The organism is Alteromonas sp. ABH2_165, assembly GCF_056159945.1.
On the sequence record NZ_JBSWWF010000006.1, the window covers coordinates 180,935 to 199,628 of the forward strand.

At 48.1% G+C, this 18,694-nt stretch carries 18 protein-coding genes, 1 pseudogene and 1 riboswitch; of the genes and pseudogenes, 12 read left to right on the plus strand and 7 right to left on the minus strand.

What is annotated here, in order from left to right:
• Positions 1–254: 254 nt before the first annotated feature.
• The 3 genes from dnaG to rpsU form a co-directional block, all read right to left on the minus strand.
• Positions 255–2,030, minus strand: a complete 1,776-nt coding sequence (gene dnaG, locus ACXAFQ_RS13175) for a DNA primase (protein ID WP_474822988.1) — start codon at positions 2,028–2,030, stop codon at positions 255–257.
• A 211-nt stretch (positions 2,031–2,241) separates the two neighbouring features.
• Positions 2,242–2,691 (minus strand): GatB/YqeY domain-containing protein, encoded by a 450-nt coding sequence (locus ACXAFQ_RS13180; protein ID WP_474822993.1) that lies wholly within the window; start codon positions 2,689–2,691, stop codon positions 2,242–2,244.
• A gap of 104 nt (positions 2,692–2,795) precedes the next feature.
• Positions 2,796–3,011, minus strand: coding sequence for a 30S ribosomal protein S21 (rpsU, locus tag ACXAFQ_RS13185; RefSeq protein WP_070123829.1), 216 nt, complete (start codon positions 3,009–3,011; stop codon positions 2,796–2,798).
• Between the two features lie 282 nt (positions 3,012–3,293).
• On the opposite strand from rpsU, the gene tsaD reads away from it, so the two are divergent.
• From tsaD to ACXAFQ_RS13205, 4 genes and pseudogenes are all read left to right on the plus strand, one after another.
• The gene (tsaD, locus tag ACXAFQ_RS13190; protein WP_474822999.1) at positions 3,294–4,307 is read left to right on the plus strand and encodes a tRNA (adenosine(37)-N6)-threonylcarbamoyltransferase complex transferase subunit TsaD; all 1,014 of its coding nucleotides are present in this window, start codon (positions 3,294–3,296) and stop codon (positions 4,305–4,307) included.
• Between the two features lie 106 nt (positions 4,308–4,413).
• Positions 4,414–5,517 carry an ADP-ribosylglycohydrolase family protein gene (locus ACXAFQ_RS13195; protein ID WP_474823003.1) on the plus strand — a complete coding sequence of 368 codons (1,104 nt, stop codon included), beginning with the start codon at positions 4,414–4,416 and terminating at the stop codon, positions 5,515–5,517.
• A gap of 61 nt (positions 5,518–5,578) precedes the next feature.
• Positions 5,579–5,689 (plus strand): annotated as a pseudogene (locus tag ACXAFQ_RS13200) (DUF6482 family protein); the annotation flags it as partial.
• 112 nt (positions 5,690–5,801) lie between these two features.
• A complete protein-coding gene (locus ACXAFQ_RS13205) occupies positions 5,802–7,052 on the plus strand; it encodes an alkaline phosphatase family protein (protein ID WP_474823007.1) in 1,251 nt (416 codons plus the stop codon).
• A 40-nt stretch (positions 7,053–7,092) separates the two neighbouring features.
• On the opposite strand, the gene ACXAFQ_RS13210 is transcribed toward ACXAFQ_RS13205, so the two are convergent.
• Positions 7,093–8,259, minus strand: coding sequence for an MFS transporter (locus tag ACXAFQ_RS13210; protein WP_474823011.1), 1,167 nt, complete (start codon positions 8,257–8,259; stop codon positions 7,093–7,095).
• 81 nt (positions 8,260–8,340) lie between these two features.
• Entirely contained in the window at positions 8,341–8,940 is a 600-nt protein-coding gene (plsY, locus tag ACXAFQ_RS13215; RefSeq protein ID WP_070123832.1) for a glycerol-3-phosphate 1-O-acyltransferase PlsY, read from the minus strand.
• Between the two features lie 141 nt (positions 8,941–9,081).
• On the opposite strand from plsY, the gene folB reads away from it, so the two are divergent.
• The 7 genes from folB to ACXAFQ_RS13250 all read left to right on the plus strand — a co-directional run bounded on the left by folB (position 9,082) and on the right by ACXAFQ_RS13250 (position 12,336).
• Positions 9,082–9,438, plus strand: coding sequence for a dihydroneopterin aldolase (gene folB / locus ACXAFQ_RS13220; RefSeq protein ID WP_474823017.1), 357 nt, complete (start codon positions 9,082–9,084; stop codon positions 9,436–9,438).
• A complete protein-coding gene (gene folK, locus ACXAFQ_RS13225; protein ID WP_474823021.1) occupies positions 9,435–9,938 on the plus strand; it encodes a 2-amino-4-hydroxy-6-hydroxymethyldihydropteridine diphosphokinase in 504 nt (167 codons plus the stop codon). Before folB ends, folK begins: the two co-directional genes overlap by 4 nt.
• Positions 9,935–10,735 (plus strand): undecaprenyl-diphosphate phosphatase, encoded by an 801-nt coding sequence (locus tag ACXAFQ_RS13230; RefSeq protein ID WP_474823024.1) that lies wholly within the window; start codon positions 9,935–9,937, stop codon positions 10,733–10,735. The genes folK and ACXAFQ_RS13230 overlap by 4 nt, the downstream gene beginning before the upstream one ends.
• A gap of 18 nt (positions 10,736–10,753) precedes the next feature.
• A complete protein-coding gene (locus ACXAFQ_RS13235; protein ID WP_070123836.1) occupies positions 10,754–11,125 on the plus strand; it encodes a histidine triad nucleotide-binding protein in 372 nt (123 codons plus the stop codon).
• Positions 11,126–11,404: 279 nt separating this feature from the next.
• Positions 11,405–11,614, plus strand: a complete 210-nt coding sequence (locus ACXAFQ_RS13240; protein ID WP_474823031.1) for a hypothetical protein — start codon at positions 11,405–11,407, stop codon at positions 11,612–11,614.
• Positions 11,615–11,616: 2 nt separating this feature from the next.
• Complete coding sequence (locus tag ACXAFQ_RS13245) at positions 11,617–11,862, plus strand: hypothetical protein (RefSeq protein WP_474823035.1); 246 nt, start codon at positions 11,617–11,619, stop codon at positions 11,860–11,862.
• A gap of 51 nt (positions 11,863–11,913) precedes the next feature.
• Positions 11,914–12,336, plus strand: a complete 423-nt coding sequence (locus ACXAFQ_RS13250) for a hypothetical protein (protein ID WP_474823039.1) — start codon at positions 11,914–11,916, stop codon at positions 12,334–12,336.
• A gap of 24 nt (positions 12,337–12,360) precedes the next feature.
• Here the strand turns inward: ACXAFQ_RS13250 and ACXAFQ_RS13255 are convergent, their stop codons facing one another.
• Positions 12,361–14,058 (minus strand): dipeptidyl-peptidase 3 family protein, encoded by a 1,698-nt coding sequence (locus ACXAFQ_RS13255; protein ID WP_474823043.1) that lies wholly within the window; start codon positions 14,056–14,058, stop codon positions 12,361–12,363.
• Positions 14,059–14,400: 342 nt separating this feature from the next.
• Between ACXAFQ_RS13255 and ACXAFQ_RS13260 the strand changes: the two genes are divergently transcribed.
• Positions 14,401–16,392: a hypothetical protein gene (locus tag ACXAFQ_RS13260; protein ID WP_474823047.1), complete on the plus strand. Its 1,992-nt coding sequence runs from the start codon at positions 14,401–14,403 to the stop codon at positions 16,390–16,392.
• 65 nt (positions 16,393–16,457) lie between these two features.
• On the opposite strand, the gene ACXAFQ_RS13265 is transcribed toward ACXAFQ_RS13260, so the two are convergent.
• Positions 16,458–18,299 (minus strand): TonB-dependent receptor plug domain-containing protein, encoded by a 1,842-nt coding sequence (locus ACXAFQ_RS13265; protein WP_474823052.1) that lies wholly within the window; start codon positions 18,297–18,299, stop codon positions 16,458–16,460.
• 170 nt (positions 18,300–18,469) lie between these two features.
• A riboswitch (cobalamin riboswitch) is annotated at positions 18,470–18,640 on the minus strand.
• Between the last annotated feature and the right edge of the window lie 54 nt (positions 18,641–18,694).

Consider the following 18,694-nt stretch of genomic DNA (forward strand, 5'->3'; position numbering starts at 1 on the left):
AAAGCACGTTCAAGCGCCGGAATTTTCCGTCTTGTCCATGCTTGCTGTCGTTTGTTACCGCACCTGTCAGAACATCGGCTATTGTAATTTAGGCCTGTTTTATGCATAGTAATCAAAAGCTAATACCTTGATTGTCGCATCAGGGTCAGCCCGATGTTTGATTCAATTCTGTTTGTGGCGAATTAGCCAGTATAACAGGAAAACGTTAAATTTGACCAGACGTTCAGCGCGATTTTTCGCCAGAACGAAAGCATTTATAGCTTTTGACGTTCTTTCATCAGTAAGGTCAGTTCAGTCTTCTCGTCCTGTGACAAGGGTTGCATACGCGATCGGGAGATCAATGTTTCAATCCTGCTATCGAAATGCCAATCGAGCAACTTTGCAAAACTGTCGCAATATACCGCCTCTGCATCGTCATCCTTTATCAGGTGTTCCTGCAACAGTAACTTCGCGATGACAGGTGAATGGGGATGGTCGCGGAAGTTTTCAAGCACCTGAGCGGTAGTTGACTGTGGATTATTTACACAGAACTGATGAATATCCACAAGTACATTAATACCGGGTACGCCGCTGTGAGCCAAAACGGCTGGCGCGCATTCGGGGTGCCCAGCAGCCAGAGCAGGGTTATCCAGTAATAATCTAACCATGGTCCGCACCGGCGAAATCTGGGTTTTTTGCTGGGTATAGCTGGAAGGTTTAGGTTTGGCTGAAGCCTGATTCGCCTGTTGCATATCTTGCTGCAGACGAAAACGGTCGTACTCACCCACGTGTTTTGCTAATTCTTCCTGCAACATGGCTTTCTGACTATCACCAAGTACCTGATCAATCAAAGGCTGTGCCGCTGCCTTCAGTGCGACTTTACCTTCAGGTGTGCCCACTTCATGTTCTTTTAGTAGTGATTCAAAGAAGAATCGGGATAAGGGCAGTGCATCATCAAGCAAATTCATGAAGGCGTCTTTACCCACCTTACGCACCATAGTATCCGGATCTTCACCGTCGGGCAGAAACAGAAAGGTCAGTTTTACGCCGTCTTTTAATGCAGGCAGGGCATTTTCCAGTGCGCGCCAGGCTGCGTCGCGACCCGCACGGTCACCATCATAACAACACACAATATGGGATGTCGCGCGCATCAACATGCCGAGATGTTCGGGTGTGGTAGCGGTACCCAACGCGGCAGTGGCAATATTGATATCGAATTGGCTTAGTGCCACCACATCCATATAGCCTTCTACGATGATGACTTTATCCAGATGCCGCTGGCTTTGCTTGGCCTGATAAAAACCAAACAGTTCGTGCCCCTTGTGGAAGATGCGGGTTTCCGGCGAGTTGAGGTATTTCGGGCCATCGCCTTCCAGCACCCGGCCGCCAAAGCCAATGACACGTCCACGGCGATCCCGGATCGGAAACATGATCCGATCGCGGAAAAAATCATAGGTCTTGCCCCGATCATTCTGGTTTACCAACTTCAAATCGATTAATTGCTTAACGCGCTCGTGCTCTTTGCCGAAGGTTTTTAATACACCATCCCACTCCGACGGTGCATAACCAATTTCCCAATGTTTGACGATATCACCGGATAGACCGCGGCCTTTAAGATAATCAATGGCTTTCTGGCTGTTCGCGTGTTGGCGAAGCTGTTGCTGGAAATAGCGGGCGACGCTTTCCATCAAGGCGTAGTCATCTTGCTGTTGCTGACGCTTTTCTTCGCTCATGACCGGGCGGCTGCTTTGCTCCCGGGGCACTTCGAGGCCATGAATTCTGGCGAGTTCTTCAATGGCTTCAACAAACTCAAGGCGATCAAATTCCATGATGAAAGAAATCGCGTTGCCGTGGGCTCCACAACCAAAACAGTGATAAAACTGCTTATCCTGACTTACCGTAAAGGAAGGGGTTTTTTCGTTGTGAAAAGGGCAACAGGCTTGATAGTTTTTGCCGGCTTTTTTCAGCTTCACACGACTGTCTACAATGTCGACCACATCGCTACGGGCCAACAGATCATCAATAAAATCGCGTGGAATTCTTCCGGACATCAGAAACGGTAACCTACTGTTTTGAATTAAAGAGCATGAAAAATATAAGCGTCAAACCAAGGATGTTTGCAAAAATCTGTATCAGCAGAATGCCAGATACTTTAATCAGGGGATGTGCACGGTGCAACCAAATAATGTTTTCGTACCACAAATAAAACAGCGGCTGAAACATGCTGTTTCAGCCGCTGCTTAAGGCTTAAATCAGGAAAAATTACGCGTTAAGACGCGCTTTAATTTTTCCGCTCAGTGCACCCATGTCGGTACGGCCCTGAACCTTAGGTTTCAGTACACCCATCACTTTACCCATATCCTGCATGCCGGTTGCGCCGGTTTCAGTCATGGCTTCTTCGATAAGTGCAGCCACTTCATCGTCAGTCAGAGGTTGTGGCAAGAATGACTCAAGAACAACGATTTCAGCTCGTTCGGTGCTGGCCAGATCGTCGCGGTTAGCCTGATCGTACTGTGCAGCTGCATCTAGACGTTGCTTAACCATCTTGGTCAGAATTGCCAGGATAGTTGGATCGTCGTCTACAGTGATTTGCTCATCGATCTCTTTTTGCTTGATAGCGGCAAGTGCCATACGAATAGTACCAAGCTTGAGCTTTTCCTTGGCGCGCATTGCGTCTTTTTGCGCGTTCTTTAAGTCATCAATTAAAGCCATTATTTATTCTCTGTCTGATGGGCTTAGGAAGGGGGCGTTACTTTTTCAGTGGGCCTGAGACAGCAAAGGTGCCATAAGGCACCTTTGTCAAAGCCAACACTATCTTAGTAGAGTTTTACGCGACGTGCGTTTTCGCGAGCCAGCTTTTTCATGTGGCGCTTTTTAGCAGCCGCTTTCTTACGCTTGCGTTCCCAAGTAGGCTTTTCGAAGAACTCACGACGACGAACTTCTGACAATACACCTGCTTTTTCACAAGAGCGCTTAAAACGACGAAGAGCAACATCAAACGGCTCGTTTTCTCTAACTTTAACGATAGGCATTAAATTCTCACCTCAAAATTTAGTATGTAGCCGGGCGTGGTTAAGTGTGCGCTAAATCGACACCCGGGTTAAAAATGGTGCGAAATTCTATTCTTTTCTGAGAGAGATGTAAAGCCGGAATTGTTAAAAAATTGACCAGTGATCGTTCAAAAGTGACCGCGATCCTGCGTTTGGGCGTTTTCTCAACGGCTTATTAGGGGTAAACTTGCCGCCCTGCTTATCAGAATCGTCTTTTATACGACGGCTAAGCAACTTCATCTGCAACGAAATACGAGGAAAACTATGCGCATTCTGGGTATCGAGACATCCTGTGACGAAACCGGCATTGCTGTTTATGACGATGAACAAGGATTATTGTCCCATGAATTGTATAGCCAGGTAAAGCTGCACGCGGATTACGGTGGTGTGGTGCCTGAACTGGCTTCCCGCGATCATGTTCGTAAGATCATTCCGCTGATCCAGAAAGCACTGAAAGATGCTAACACCGAAGGCAGCGATCTCGATGGCATCGCTTTCACGCAAGGACCGGGTTTGGTGGGCGCACTGCTGGTGGGCTCCTCCGTTGGCCGTGCATTGTCTTATGCCTGGGATATTCCCGCTGTTGGCGTGCACCACATGGAAGGCCACTTACTCGCGCCCATGTTGGAAGCGCATGCGCCGGAGTTTCCGTTTGTGGCGCTGTTAGTCTCTGGCGGTCATTCCATGTTGGTAGACGTAAAAGGCATTGGTGAATATGAAGTGCTGGGCGAGTCTATTGATGATGCCGCCGGTGAAGCGTTTGATAAAACCGCCAAACTGCTCGGGCTGGATTATCCTGGTGGTCCGCTGCTGGCGAAGCTGGCAGAAAAAGGCGAGGGTGGTCATTATCAGTTTCCCCGCCCAATGACCGATCGTCCCGGCCTTGATTTCAGCTTCAGCGGCCTGAAAACCTTTGCAGCTTATACCATTCGTGATGCCGACGACTCTGAACAAACCAAAGCCAACATCGCTTTTGCCTTCCAGGAAGCGGTGGTGGATACCCTGATCATTAAATGTAAGCGCGCACTCAAGCAAACCGGTCGCAAACGTCTGGTCATCGCCGGTGGCGTAAGCGCCAACACCTATCTACGCGAATCCATGCAAACATTAATGACATCACTTCGCGGTGAAGTGTTCTATCCTAGTCTTGGCTTCTGTACTGACAACGGCGCCATGATTGCCTACGCCGGCATGCAGCGCCTGAAAGCCGGGCAAACCTGCGACCTGTCTGCCGCTGCCAGACCACGCTGGCCGCTGGATTCACTCTCGCCGGTTTAGTAACTGGACACTGAGCTTACTTTTTAGACAGGTTGGTCGTTTTTAAACAAACCTTTAGGGCTGTCCTTCGTAACAACCGTAAATTTTACGAAATACGGAGCTTACGATGGATATCTCAGATCTCACTTCTGATCCTCTAACCGATCGATGCCTTGGCGCGCTCATGGGTGCATTCATTGGTGATGCGCTCGCACTTGGTCCTCACTGGTATTACGATCTCAGCGAACAGCATAAAGATTACGGCACCTGGATCACCGATTACACCGCACCGAAAAAAGGTCGCTATCATGAGGGCCTAAACGCCGGCGACCAGTCCCAAGCTGGTTACATCCTTAGAATGCTCCTGCAGTCGCTTGCCGACAAGGGCGATTACAGCGAAGCAGATTTCTGTAAACGCCTTGATGAAGACTTATTTCCGCAACTCGACGGTACGCCCATGAATGGCCCCGGTGGCTACACCAGTCAGTCGATTCGAAAAGCCTGGCAGATTCGCGTTCAGCAAGGCAAAGGCTGGGATGAAACCGGTAACGATGCAGATACTACCGAAGCGATAGAGCGCACCCTGGCCCTTGCTGTCCGCTATGCCCTAAATCCGAAGAGGCTGGCTGATTCGGTGGTAAGCAATACCGTTCTAACGCAGAACGACGAATTAGTGGTATCGATGACCTTGGCATTTAACGCTGTTCTCGGCTATTTGGTTGAGGGCAATAGGCTGGATGAGAATATTTCTAGTGTGCTGATGTCCAGAGTGAAGTCAGGAGATTTGCCCTTTCATGCTGTTACCTCAGATGATCTTGGTCCTCCGGATAAAGAAAAAGCCGAGTCCACCGAAGCCGGCACTTTTGCTTCGCCGGATGCACTGTTATCGCCTTCTTATATGGCAACTGCTGCTGCCGATCCGACTATCCGAATTGAACCCGCCTGGAAGGTCTCTCAGGTTTATGGAATGCCTTGTGCCATTTATCACCAGCTGCCTGCTGCTTACTACCTGGCCGCGCGTTTCGATGACGATTTCGAAAACGCGGTGTTACATGCTGTAAACGGTGGCGGCCAGAATCAGGCCCGCGCGATTTTTGTCGGCGCATTGGTTGGAGCACAAGCTGGTTTGTCTGGGATTCCTGGGCGGTTTATTGATGGGCTAACGGAAAAAGTGACTTTATTACAACTTTGTGGGCAAGTGGCGGCGCAGGTAAAAGCCGAGTCACAGTAACCAACTGAGTCTTTGTGTCGTGCGGCACCTTACCTAATTGTAATGATCACGTAGGGCTTTTTCAGATAAGGATTTCGACAAAGTGTGGCTTAAGCAATCTACACCTTACGATGAGATGGTAGGACAGCCAGCGGATCAGGAAAAAAGTCTGGATGTTGAGGTGGCGTGGTAGATGGTATTTATGATTCGACCAGTTTCCCCATTGTGCGGCAAATGAAATGACGCTGTAACCTGCAAACTTTATACTGTCTTTTTTCCTATAATAAAAAAGACAGTATAACGCTATGTTGAAATTTAAAGGTCTGAAAACCAAAGGATTGTGGACGGCACTGTGCGTCATGTTTATCACAGGTGCAGTGCAGGCAGAAGAAACGGGCCCAAATCAAAAGCCCTATGTAGTGATGATTTCACTGGATGGCTTTCGACATGATTATGTGGAAAAGCATCAGGCGAAGCGCATCGGCGAAATCGCGAAAAACGGCGTACGTGCGGAAAAAATGATTCCGGCGTATCCGTCGAATACCTTCCCCAACCACATTTCTTTAATTACCGGTTTACTGCCTGTAAATCACGGCATTGTGAACAATGCGTTTTACGATAAATCCCGTCCTGCGGGTGACAGCTATGCCCGCTATTCCATGGGCAAAGGCTACGGCGATTCAACTTGGCTCTCGGGTATGCCGTTTTGGAATCTGGTGGAGTTTAACGGCATCAAAGCCGCAACTTATTTCTGGCCAGAATCGGATGCGCGTATCAACGGTAACCTGCCGTCTTATCACTTCCACTATTCTAAATATGCAGACTATCAGAACCGTGTAAACCAGATTGTAGAATGGCTATCACTGCCTGAAGTTTCCCGCCCTCACTTTATCGCTGGCTATTTTTCACTGACAGACACCATTGGTCATAAGTACGGACCAAATGCGAAGGAAACCTACAATGCGGTGCAGGAAATGGACGCGTTGATAGGTCAGCTTTACGATCGCCTGCAGAAACTCTCTGTGCCGGTTAATCTGGTGATAGTGTCTGACCACGGAATGGCTGAAATAAACGATGATGCCAAAATTGATGTCACAAAACTTGGCATTTCTGATGACTTTGTCGTGGAAATTCGCGGCGCGCAAACGTTGATTTACGGCAAGCCAGACACCACGAAGAAGCAAATTGAAGCACTGAAATCTCAGTTAGCGAACAAAGCAGATGGCCGCTATACGGTGATGAGTGACAGTCGTCGTGATGAAGTTTCTATGCCGGTAACTAGCCGAACCGGCGATATCATGCTTGAACTGTTACCGCCGGCTTACTTTGTTGGTGCGAAGGCCCACGATGGTCATGGCGCACATGGCTTTGATAACACCTTGGACGATATGGGCGCAACATTTATTGCCGCAGGGCCTGCGTTTAAGAAAGGTGTGACCCTTCCTCCGATGAAAAACCTTGAAGTTTTCCCTGGGCTGGCGAAGGTGATGAAGCTCGAATACGTACCTCAGACCGATAGCGGCAGCAAAACCTTTGAGCAAGGGCTGATTAAATAAGGTGTTGCCTACCGGTACTCGTGCTCGGCGCTTACCGGTTTCATCCTAGGTTTTCCCGGCGTTTGCGCTCGGCAATACCGGTCCAAACAGGCGTTATCAGCAACGTGATCAGGCAAGTAATGAGTGCCGTCCAGCCGAAATGCTGATATATAAAACTTGATAGCGTAATGCCCACCCATCCGCCAACATAGTAAAACAAGGTATACAGCGCATTTGCGCGGCCGTGTCCTGCGTCCAATTTACGATTCAGCGCACCCACTGCTGCTGCATGAATAGTGAAGAAGCCCGCACAGAAGAGCAGTAACCCCACAAAAATGGCCAGCGTAAACGGCAACAGCAACATCAGTAATGCGCTGAGTAATACCGCCGAGCCAACCAGCAAGGTGTTGCCGCTACCGAACCGATTACTGAGTTTGCCCGTTACCGGTCCAATCATCACGCCCACAAGGTACACCAGGTAAAGCAAGGTGGTGTCTTGTGTTGAAAAGCCGAACATTGGCTCGGCCAAGTGAAAGGGCAGAAAGTTAAACACCGAAGAAAAAATGCCGAATCCACACAGTGCACAAAGATAAAGGCGCAATAGTTTCCATTGAGCAACAAGTCGAAGGTAACTGGTTGCAGGCGCGGTGGTCTGTTGCTTATTTTGCTGATGCGCAGGCAACCCTTTCAACGCAGCGAGAATGGCTATTGCCGTCAGCAGACTGGTGGCAACAAACGCATATCGCCAGTGTTCAGGGGAAAATGCCCAGCCGCCCAGTAATCGTCCACCCAGTCCTCCGGCTACGGTTGCTGACACATACGAACCCATCACCACATTCAGGCTCGCTGGCGGAAGTGTTTTTGACAAGTAGGCCACAATGCAGGTTGTCAGTGCAGGAATGAAAATGCCCTGAACAAAACGCGCTGAAATCAACAAACTCAAACTGTCGGTGGCAGCGCAAATAAGTCCACAAACAATAATCGCCGTGCCGCCGGTTGCGATAATGGGTTTTATGGGAAAGCGATCTGAAATCAGCCCGAAGGGCAGATTAGCCAATGCGATACCCAATACCACAGCTGACACGGTGAGTGAAACCCGCACTAAATCGGTATCGAAGTCTTGTTGTAAAACCGGTAGAACAGGCTGAGTAATATAGATATTGGTGAACGCGGCGCAAACCAGCGCGAAGATAATGATCTGCAGACGATGCTGCGCTTGAACGGGCATAATTCCTTCCGGAGAAAAATTAATGATGAAGCCGGGGTGAGCGGGATTTCAGGAGTGATGACATTGTGACAGCCGGCATTTTTATTTTAAACGGACTTTATCCCATACCTTGCTTTCTTCGCCCTTGAGCAAACGCAGGATATTGTCTTTATGGCGAATAATGATGAGTACCGACAGCATAACCACAGGAACGGTATACATGGGCTTGATAAACCAGGTGAAAACCGGTGCCAAACTTACCGCGACAATGGCAGCCAACGAGGAATAACCAAAAATAAGCACGATGGCAAGCCAGGTGGCGATAAGCAATCCGGCCAATTCCAGGCCCAGGGGAAGCAACACGCCAAACGCCGTGGCGACGGCTTTGCCGCCTTTAAAACCAAAATAAAGTGGGAATATATGACCAAGGCAAGCTGACACACCGATAAAACCGAGTGCGATGGGGTCTATACCCATCCAGTAGCTACAATAAACCGGAACCGTGCCTTTGAATATGTCCATAAACAGCACCAGTGCTGCTGGCGTGCGACCGCCAAGACGAAAAACGTTGGTTGCGCCGGGATTATTGGAGCCGGCAGTGCGAGGGTCGGGAAGTCCATAGAGGCGACAAATAACAACAGCACTGGACAATGACCCTATCAGGTATGCCACGCCGATCATTAATATCGTCAAACCTGTCATTACTGCGTTGATCTCCTTATTTCCCTGCGTGCAGACTAACAGGAATCGCAGGTAAATTGCCAGTGAGTTTAGTGAACCTCAGGCCAGTTGTGGTAAAGTGGCGGCCATTACTCAAACGCTTCAATACGAGCGCGTCGTTTTATGCAACAGATTATTCTTTCTGGTCTTAAGGTCGACACCCTTATCGGTGTGTATGACTGGGAACGTACTCAGAAAACTACCCTTATTTTTGATATTACCGTTGATGCTGATCTCACGGCAGCCATGGCCAGTGACAATGTGAGCGATACCATTGACTATGCCATGCTTGCTCAGTCCATTCAGCAGGCTGCCGCCGACCAGACCTTTGAGTTACTTGAAGCGTTAGGCGCGCATGTAATGAAACAGGTGTTTATGGCGTTTCCGATCTCGCATATTCATCTTGGAATCACAAAACCAGGAATCTTGCCAGATGCCGATACCGTTACGGTGGTATTTAGTCAGGCGCGAGGCGAATGAGCCACCCTATTACCATCAGTTTGGGTACCAATATTCAGCGTACCCATTATGCGCGAAATGGCCTGGTGCACTTAAAAGCCCATTTCTCTGACATTCGTCTGTCGCGGATGTTTGAAAGTGAAGCCGTGGGCTTCAATGGCTCGCCCTTTTACAATTGCGTGATTGCAGCTGCTACCGACAAACCTTTGGAAGAGGTGGTTGCTACGCTAAAAGCGATTGAGCGGGAAAACGGCCGTACTCACAGTGAAAAAAAGTTTTGTGCTCGCACTCTCGATTTAGATCTATTAACCTACGACAACGTAGTGACAACTCACCCTGTTAGACTGCCCAGAGCAGAAATTCTGCAAAATGCATTTGTGCTGCAACCCCTTGCTGAACTTCTCCCTGATCATGTGCATCCCGAAGCAGGAAAAACCTACCGGCAGTTGTGGCAGGAATACGATCAAACTTCCCAACGGCTATGGCCAATCGATTTTACATGGAGTGATTCTAAGGGATGACGCTTTTCGAAATTATCATTCTTGCCCTGATCCAGGGAATTACCGAATTTTTACCTATCAGCAGTTCCGGACATTTATTGCTACCTGCAGAACTTTTTGGCTGGGACAGTCAAGGTTTGGCATTTGATGTTGCTGTGCATGTTGGTAGTTTGCTAGCCGTTATGTTGTATTTTCGTCATGAAATAACCCAAATGACCATCGCCTGGGTTACCCGCGGCTTCACTAAAAATCAGAATACCGACAGTAAACTGGCCTGGTATGTCATTTTGGCGACAATCCCGGCTGTAATCGTGGGCTTGCTGTTAGATGACTGGATTGAAATGAATGCCAGAACTGCGCTGGTCATCGCTGCTACTACCATAATATTTGGTTTGGCGCTGTGGTATGCCGATGCGAAAGCGCAGCACACCATGGAGCTTGAAAACATTACCATGAAGCAAGCTTTGATCATTGGCTTGGCACAGGTTATGGCGCTTATTCCGGGGACGTCTCGTTCAGGTATCACCATGACCGCAGGCCTGATGCTAGGGTTGAATCGCGAAAGTTGTGCGCGTTTTTCGTTTTTGCTGTCGATTCCAGTGATTTTGGGCGCGGGTACATTAAAGACCTTTGATTTGGTGCAGGCAACCACACCTGTAGACTGGAGTGCACTACTCTACGGTGCTGCATTCTCATTCATTAGCGCGTATCTGTGTATCTTCCTGTTCCTAAGCTGGATATCCCGCATTGGTATGTTGCCGTTCGTGATTTATCGCATGGTGTTAGGTGCGGTATTACTGTGGTTTGTATTTGGTTAATTTACCTAAGGGGGACTGATGTCAGAGACTATCTTTACCAAAATTATTAACCGGGAAATTCCCGCCGATATTATCTACGAAGATGACATCGCGCTGGCATTCAAAGATATTAATCCGCAAGCGCCGGTACATTTTTTGGTTATTCCGAAAAAGCCGATTGCAACCATTAACGACATTACTGAAGAAGATCGCGAAATTGTAGGGCACCTAAGTTACGTTGCCGCCAAAGTCGCCGCTGAGCAAGACTTTGCAGAACAAGGCTTTCGCACAGTAATGAACTGTAATGAGTTTGGCGGACAAACGGTGTATCACATTCACCTGCATGTTCTTGCTGGCAAGCCGCTGGGCTGGCCACCGTATACGGATAAAGTGAAGCAAGGCCTGGAATAAGCGCTTATTGTTCAGCGTGGTTTTTCGAAAGCCCCGTTCAATGCTGTACTCCCTTTGGAGCTTCATTGAACGGGGCTTTTTTGTTTTAAAACGCGTATTTGGTTCAGTATTGTGGCACTGCTTTTTTTATTACGATGGCTTTGTCGATTGGCTGGCTGTAAAGAGTGACAAAGTCAGAAAGTCTTCAAAAAGCTATTTATAGCATTTTATTCATCAAGGCAGAAAGCTGACTAACGTTCGTTTTTCTGCGAAATGTAAATATTCAACAAGGAGTGTTAAATGAAAGAACTGAGTATGACAGAGGTAAATCAAGTTAATGGTGGTGATGGTTGGGATATCGCCTCAGGCGGTTTAACCGGCGCGGGTGCCGGAGCGACTCTTGTTGGGTTAGCGGTAGGTTTTGGTATCACTGTAACAGCGCCAATCACTCTGGGCGTTATCGCTGTTGGTGCTGCTGGCGGCGCTCTTTACAACTGGATTGAGGATTAATTATGTGCTTACGAGAACTCTCAAATCAGGAAGTGTCGGTCGTTGCCGGTGGCGACATTGGTCAGGCTGCAGCTGAAGGTGGTGCAGAAGGTGCATTGGGTGGTGCTGGTGTTGGCGCTGTTATTGGTGCGTCTGTATCCGGCCCCGCTGCACCAGTCGGAGCAATTATCGGAGCCCTGATTGGTGCTGGTATCGGCGCAATCATTGGCACTGGTGATGCTGTAAGAGATTATACGGAAGAACAGTAAGTTTATAGCGCTGAGCACATTGAGCTCAGCGCTTTTTTTGGAAAGAGAACAATGGTGCGATTTCAATTGTATGGTGGCTTGCTTGTGTGTGCAGGTTTTATGTTTACATTATTACGTAATGGGCACTATCTCAGCAGTTTAATTGTAACAGCGATAATGCTTTTTATGGCCGCAAACGTGTTCCGGGGGAGCATCGTTGAAGACGATCAAGGTTACTGCCAGTCTTTCTGGCTAACAAATATACTTAGCAAGATCTTAAGAAACTCTGCGGTAAATACAAAGCAATCATCGCACAGCCTCAGGATTCTCATGGCAACCATTGGCTATTGCACAATGATGTTAATGCTGTTTGTTGTCTTTAATAGTAGTTTGCCTGCGATACTTCTATTGGTAGCTAGTGCAGGAATGGCAATATTGACAGGTTGGTTAAGTGGTGAAATGCTCTGTAAAAAATCAGCTAAAGAAGGCAGGTAACGGCGCTACCTGCCTTCAGTTTGATTACAGTCCCAGCACCGCTTTACCTTGTTTGAAGGTAATATCCACCGGAATGTTGGCAGCTTCCAGGCGGGCAAGGTCAGAAGCCAGGTCAGGCTTGATGATACCCTTTTCTTCTACCAGTTTAGCAACGCCTTCGTAATCGCCGTCACCTTGATAAATTAAGATAAGGCGGGATAGGGCTTCTACTGCGTTACCCATTTTTTCCATATTCACTTTATAGAAACCGTCTTCGCCTTTCTCGAAAGCACCTTGCTCCTCGAAGAAATTAAAGCGAATCATGTTAGCTTTACCATGAGCGCTAGACGCACCAAAGCGCACAGAGCGGAATATGCCAGCCATGAAGGTAACGTAATAATCTTCCAGTACACCTTCAGTAATTTCATCTTTCTCCAACAGACTCTGCACCATATACAGCCCAAGAATGTCGGCTTTGCCTTCTTCTAGCGCCGAGGCGTGTTCTTTTAAAGCAGCACGAACAGTACTGCTACCATCCAATGTGTTCTTAATACCAAGACCGTGCGCTACTTCATGGAACATCGTATTGGCAAAGAAGGCGTCAAATGTAATATGGTCGCGTTGCTCAGGGCTGATGAGTTCATCGGCAATCGGCAGCAGGATCTGGTCGAATTTGGCGCGCATGGCGTTTTTCAGCTGCAGACGTCGGGTGCCTTTGGCCAGTTGTACGCGTTCATCGTTAGGCAGGTTAATGGCAATAGTTTTACTGCCTGCATTGGAATGGCCCGCGTAGTAAATCACATCATAAGCATTCAGATCGGCATCAGAGCCGGGCATTTCAGCTTTATATTCAGCGGGAACCGGCAGACCTTTTTGTAATTCGGGAAGAAACTGAGCGAATTTGGCCAGTCGCTCACTCCAGGCCATGTCTTTTAGCAGTACATACGATTCAAACGCGGCGCGGTAACCGAATAGCTGATCTTCATAGGACTCAATGGGGCCGATAACCAGCTCAACCGGATTCGTCTTCATGTCCATCCAGGCCATATCCGACGCATAATAATCGTTACTTAACAGCGCATCGGCACGCAATGTAAGGTAGTTGGCAAACTCTTCGTTATCTGCCAGTTCGGCCGCCTGACGTAACAGCGCAGACGCTTGTGTTAACTCGGCTTTATAGGCTTCTGAATAGGGCACGGTATACAGGCTGCCGTCTTCATTGCGCTTTACGAGTGAATATAAGCCGTCTTTGTCTGCAAAATCTTGCTGCTGAAACTCTTCTTTGGTCATGTCGTGAGGGTAGAATTCCGCGCCTTCGGGCTTGCTGTCATAACCTTTTAAAAACGCCGCATCGCCATTTAAGCGATCCCAGGGACCATAATTGATGTCAGCAAACTTCGCGATGTCTGCATCGCTGTATTTTTCAAGAAATGCCGATTTTTCACCGGAAAAGGCTTGCTTCCAGAAGAGGTCGTCCATGATTTTTGATGCGTCGATCAATAAGCCCAGCATGGTTTTCTGGTTATCAGAAAGCGAAGACAAATCGCTGGTTAATGCTACGGGCTGATAAATCCCCAAACGCGCACGGTCTACCAGCAGCGGCGACGCTTGCGTGTCTGCGACTTCTTGTTCTGCTGCCGGCGTTGAATGGCTGGTTTCAGGGGCTTTGGAACAGGCTGAAAGGGTTAGGATGGATGCGGCAACGGCCATGGCGAGCCGGGTGCGAATAGCGCTCATTTTCATCGTTATACATTCCATTTTTAGGTATTCATGTCGTTATAACGATTGATACACAATTAAAGGCGCATGTGCAACGGTATCCGCGACAACCCGAGCGATGACTCAGCCTGACAGCGTTTTCTTCGATACCTATTTTGCTTCCCAATCAACAACATTCGTTTGCTGCTAAAAATCAGAATATCAATTTCAGGGGAAAAGAATGGGCTAAGCCGTAAAAGCCTAGCTGAATAAAAAAAAGCCAGAAAAGTAACAAAAAATATACAATAAAGTATTTAATGTTCTGATAGTGTAATAAGAAAACTGTTATTCAAAACAATAAGTTATACTAAAGTATAAGGTAATGAAGTGGAAGCGCTACTAAAAAATAACAAAGAGCAGTTTCTGGAACTATTTACGACCGTCTCACACTATCGAAACAATTTATTCAGTCTGAATACTTGGTGGGATAAGGTGGCGTTAGTCGGAAAAATAAACTCACTTAATGTACCCCAGAGCTTGCTTGGTAACATGCTAGAGACCAAGTCCGAATTCGCTGTTCTGCAGGATGACTTAATCGAAAACCTGTTGGCTGAAAATACGCAACAATGTGGCGTTAAAAATCAGACTATTGCACAAACACTCATTGATATTCCAATTCGGAATTTATTTGAGCGTACCGCTGATGTGGGGTTTCTCGCCACTGATACGGACATCATTCAGTTTCTGCATGATGCGCAATCAGGCTCGGAAAACAGCGAAAATATTGCTGTGCGATTAGAGCAATACGCGGCAAAGTATACGGTTTACGACGATATTATGTTGTTTGACTGTCGCGGTGAGCTGCGTGCGCAAATGGCGCAGGGCGCGCCGATCGCGGAAACTGACCCTGTGTTGTCGGAAATCTTAACTGGCTATCATGAATACCTGGAGATTTGCCGTTATTCACCCCTACGGCCTGCGCATTCGATTTCATCGTTATTTCTTGCGCCGGTTAGAGACCCTGAAACACAAGAGATCATTGGTATTTTGTGCATGAGCTTTCGGCTGGAAGGCGAGATGCGCAGTTTGTTTAATGATCTTGATGATGACTCCGGGAACATCTTGGCTTTGCTCGATGAGAAAGGAAATACGCTGGTTTCCAGCGACGATACTGTTTTACCGCTAGGGAAAACGGTAAATGTGGCAAAGGAAAATCAGATCCTCACCATTGATAGAAAAGAATATATTGTCACTGTCACAAAAACCCGGGGTTATCAAAATTATCAAGGGCTTGGATGGCATGGCTGTGTGCTATTGCCTCTGACTCACATGGGCTCGCAGCCTGCATCAAGTTATGATGCCATTGACGACATCAATCAGTGGCAGGGCTTTTCTTCTGTGTTGAGCAATATCCAATACCGGGCAAAGATTGTTACCGAAGATTTAGATTTAGTGGTGTTAAACGGGCGCATTGCCGCTGCCCGCCGCGACGCGGACGAGTTTATTCCTATTCTGGAAGAAATTCGTAAAATTGGCCGCCAGATGCAGTCCATTTTCACCGACTCGGTGAGTCAACTGATGAAAACGGCACTCACCACGCATTTCAATGGCATGACCTTTCAGGCCGCACTGGCTATCGACATCATGGACAGAAACTTGTACGAGCGGGCAAATGACTGTCGCTGGTGGGCACTCACCTCACATTTCCAGAATACACTTAGTAACAACAACGCTACAGCTGCAGATATCTCGGTAATGGGCGACATCCTTGAGTACATCAACAGTCTGTACACCGTGTACACGGGAATTTATCTGTACGACCGTAGCGGAAAAATTGTTGCCGTATCAGATAAAAGTTTATCTGACCAAATAGGCCAAGAAGCAGAAAAAAGTTCCGCGTGGGAATCGGCGATACGTATGCAGAATGCACAACATTTCCGCGTATCAGCTTTTGCGTCTAGCGACTATTACTACGGTAATCCTACCTACATTTACAATGCCGTTATTCGCAAAAATGATGCTGCGGTTGGTGGCATTGGGTTGGTATTCGATAGCGAGCCGGAATTTTCACAAATGCTGGCAGACGTGCTCTGGGCAAATGACAGTGAACGCTTCGGTTTGTATATCGACCGTCAAGGGAAGGTTATTAGCGTAAGCGGCACAGAGCGTTGGAAGGCCGGTGATCACATTGTGTTGCCAACTGCTGTGACGAATGGTGCGAATGGTACCAAAGGCGCAGGTATTTACCATTTGGGCGATGACGCTTTTCTCTTGGCTTTTGCGGTTTCAAAAGGGTACCGGGAATATAAAACCACTGATGGCTATGAGAACGATGTGATTGCAATTATCGGTGAGCCAAACGGGCGTGTGGCCGACTAGTACATTGCAGTAAAGTAGAAAAAAAGAAGGGAGCCAATCGGCTCCCTTCTTGTTGTATGGTGACATTAGAACGCGTAGTTCACACCAATGTTCGCTGCACGTCCACGTGAGCGGAATGCCGAGGCACCTTGATAGCTTTTATCGAAGGCATTTTCGATACGACCGAATACAGAAAAGTTTTCTGTAACATCGTAGCGGGCACTTAAATCAACCAGCGAGTAATCGTCCAGTGGCGCACTGATACCCACTGCATCAGCCACCACCCGAACGGTAGCTTCTGCCGTAATTGCCTCGTAGCGGTAAAGTACTGACAGGTTGGCCAGGTCGCGAGGACGGCGAACCCGCTGTGCGCCATTTACGTCGTCTGCATCGTTGTAGGTATAGTTGCCTTTAATGGTCCAGGCGTCGTTAATTGCCCACTGACCAATAAGCTCGATACCTTCAGAGGTCGCGGTGCCTAATTCTTGCAGATAGCCCGAATACGTTGCCATATCGAACACGATGGCGTCTTCGATTTTCTGATCGAAGTAGACGACCTCGACAAAAGTGCCTGCTGAAGGTGTGAATTGCAGACCAATTTCGTAACCTTTAGATTCTTCTTCTTTAAGCGCTACGTCAGAAGCCGGCGCATAGCCAAAATCGCGGTTATATTGCACTTCATACAAGCTTGGTGCGCGGAAGCCGGTACCGTATGCGCCACGAAGCTTCAGTTCGCCAGCTTGCAGTTCCCAGATATACGCCGAGCTCAGTCGGTAGCTCAGGTGTTCACCAAAATCTTCGTTGTCGTCGTAGCGAACCCCTGCTGTGGTAAACAGGTTTTCTACCCATTCACTTTGTAACTCACCATAATAACCCGTTTGTGTGCGGCTTTCGTTTGAAGAGGTAATCGCTTCTTCTTCCCAATCGATGCCGTAAACCACAGTATGTTGATCATTAATGGCCGTGTCGCCAATGTACTCAACGCGCTCAACAGTACCTTTGGTAAAGTAACTAGAGGCACCTTCTGTATAGTTTTCACGTTCAATTAAGGTTTTGGCGTAGGCCAACTGCTGATTACCCGATTCAAGGGCATAATTGGCACTCACGCGGAAGTTAGTTTGTTCAAACGTGCTATCACAATCGTTACTGATGCTGAAAGCTGCCGTGTAGCAGTTATCAAATTCACCTTCGCCATCGTTATGACGGGCGACGAAACCGAGCGTCAGGGCATCAGTGGCTTTCACGTTTACTTTGGCATGCACCGTCGTATTGTCGTAGCCGTCGTCATCTGCGGGGTCGGTGTCGTCAATGCGTGAGTTGAAACCGTCTGTGGAGTAGTCAGATACAGAGAGGTAAGCCTCAACCGTTTCGCTACCGCCACCGACTTCGGCGCTCAGGTTTTGCGTATTATATTCACCCGCTTCCGCACGCACACTGCCGTATACACCCTGTTCCAGTCGGCCGCTTTGAATATTGATAACACCACCGGCATCGGCACCGTAAACCAGACCCTGCGGGCCGCGCAGAATTTCTACTCGCGACACATTACTGCTTTGCAGCTGGCCAACATGGGGCATTATCTGCGTGCCGGTGGGGTCAGACACATCAACACCATCAATGCGGATAAGCGTGCGATAGCCTTCTTCACCACGAATACGAAGGGCTGATGTTGAGCCGATACCACCGCTGTCGGTGACATGCACAGAAGGTTCGATGCGCAGTACTTCTGCCAGGTTGGCATATCCGCGTAATTCGATTTCTTCTTCAGTCATAACTGATACGGATGTGGCGAGTTCTCTTACCGGTGTAATCACGCGGCTTGAAACAACAACGTGTTCAATGTCTGAACCGGGCGTGGCTTCTTCTGCAATTACAGAATTAACGGTGCAACCTAAAGCAATGGCAATGGCCAGTTTGCTGATGTGCATGTGTGTTCCTCGATCTAATGGGTGTGTGCTTGTGACTGAAGGAAGGGAAGTGGATCGGCGAATGCGTAATGGCTTTTGACAATCTCCGCACAGGCAATTGCTGTACCCGACGCTGAAATTGAAAAGGAGACACGAAAAATGCAATCCAATGAAGCCCTCCGCTTCATTTGTAATCAACTGTTTTCCAGGCCGGTGTCGGGCTTAGCGCCATAATGCGCTTTTACCGTTGCGGGGGCAGCGGTGGATTAATAAACAATGTTCATTCACCACACTTCCCGTTTACCTTGCCCAGATGCGCCTTAAGTGACGCATCGACAAGCACCTGAAACAGCGGGCGCAACCTTACAAATTGTTCATACTAAAGTCAATGGAAAGGCGGTGTGCATGGCTTATTC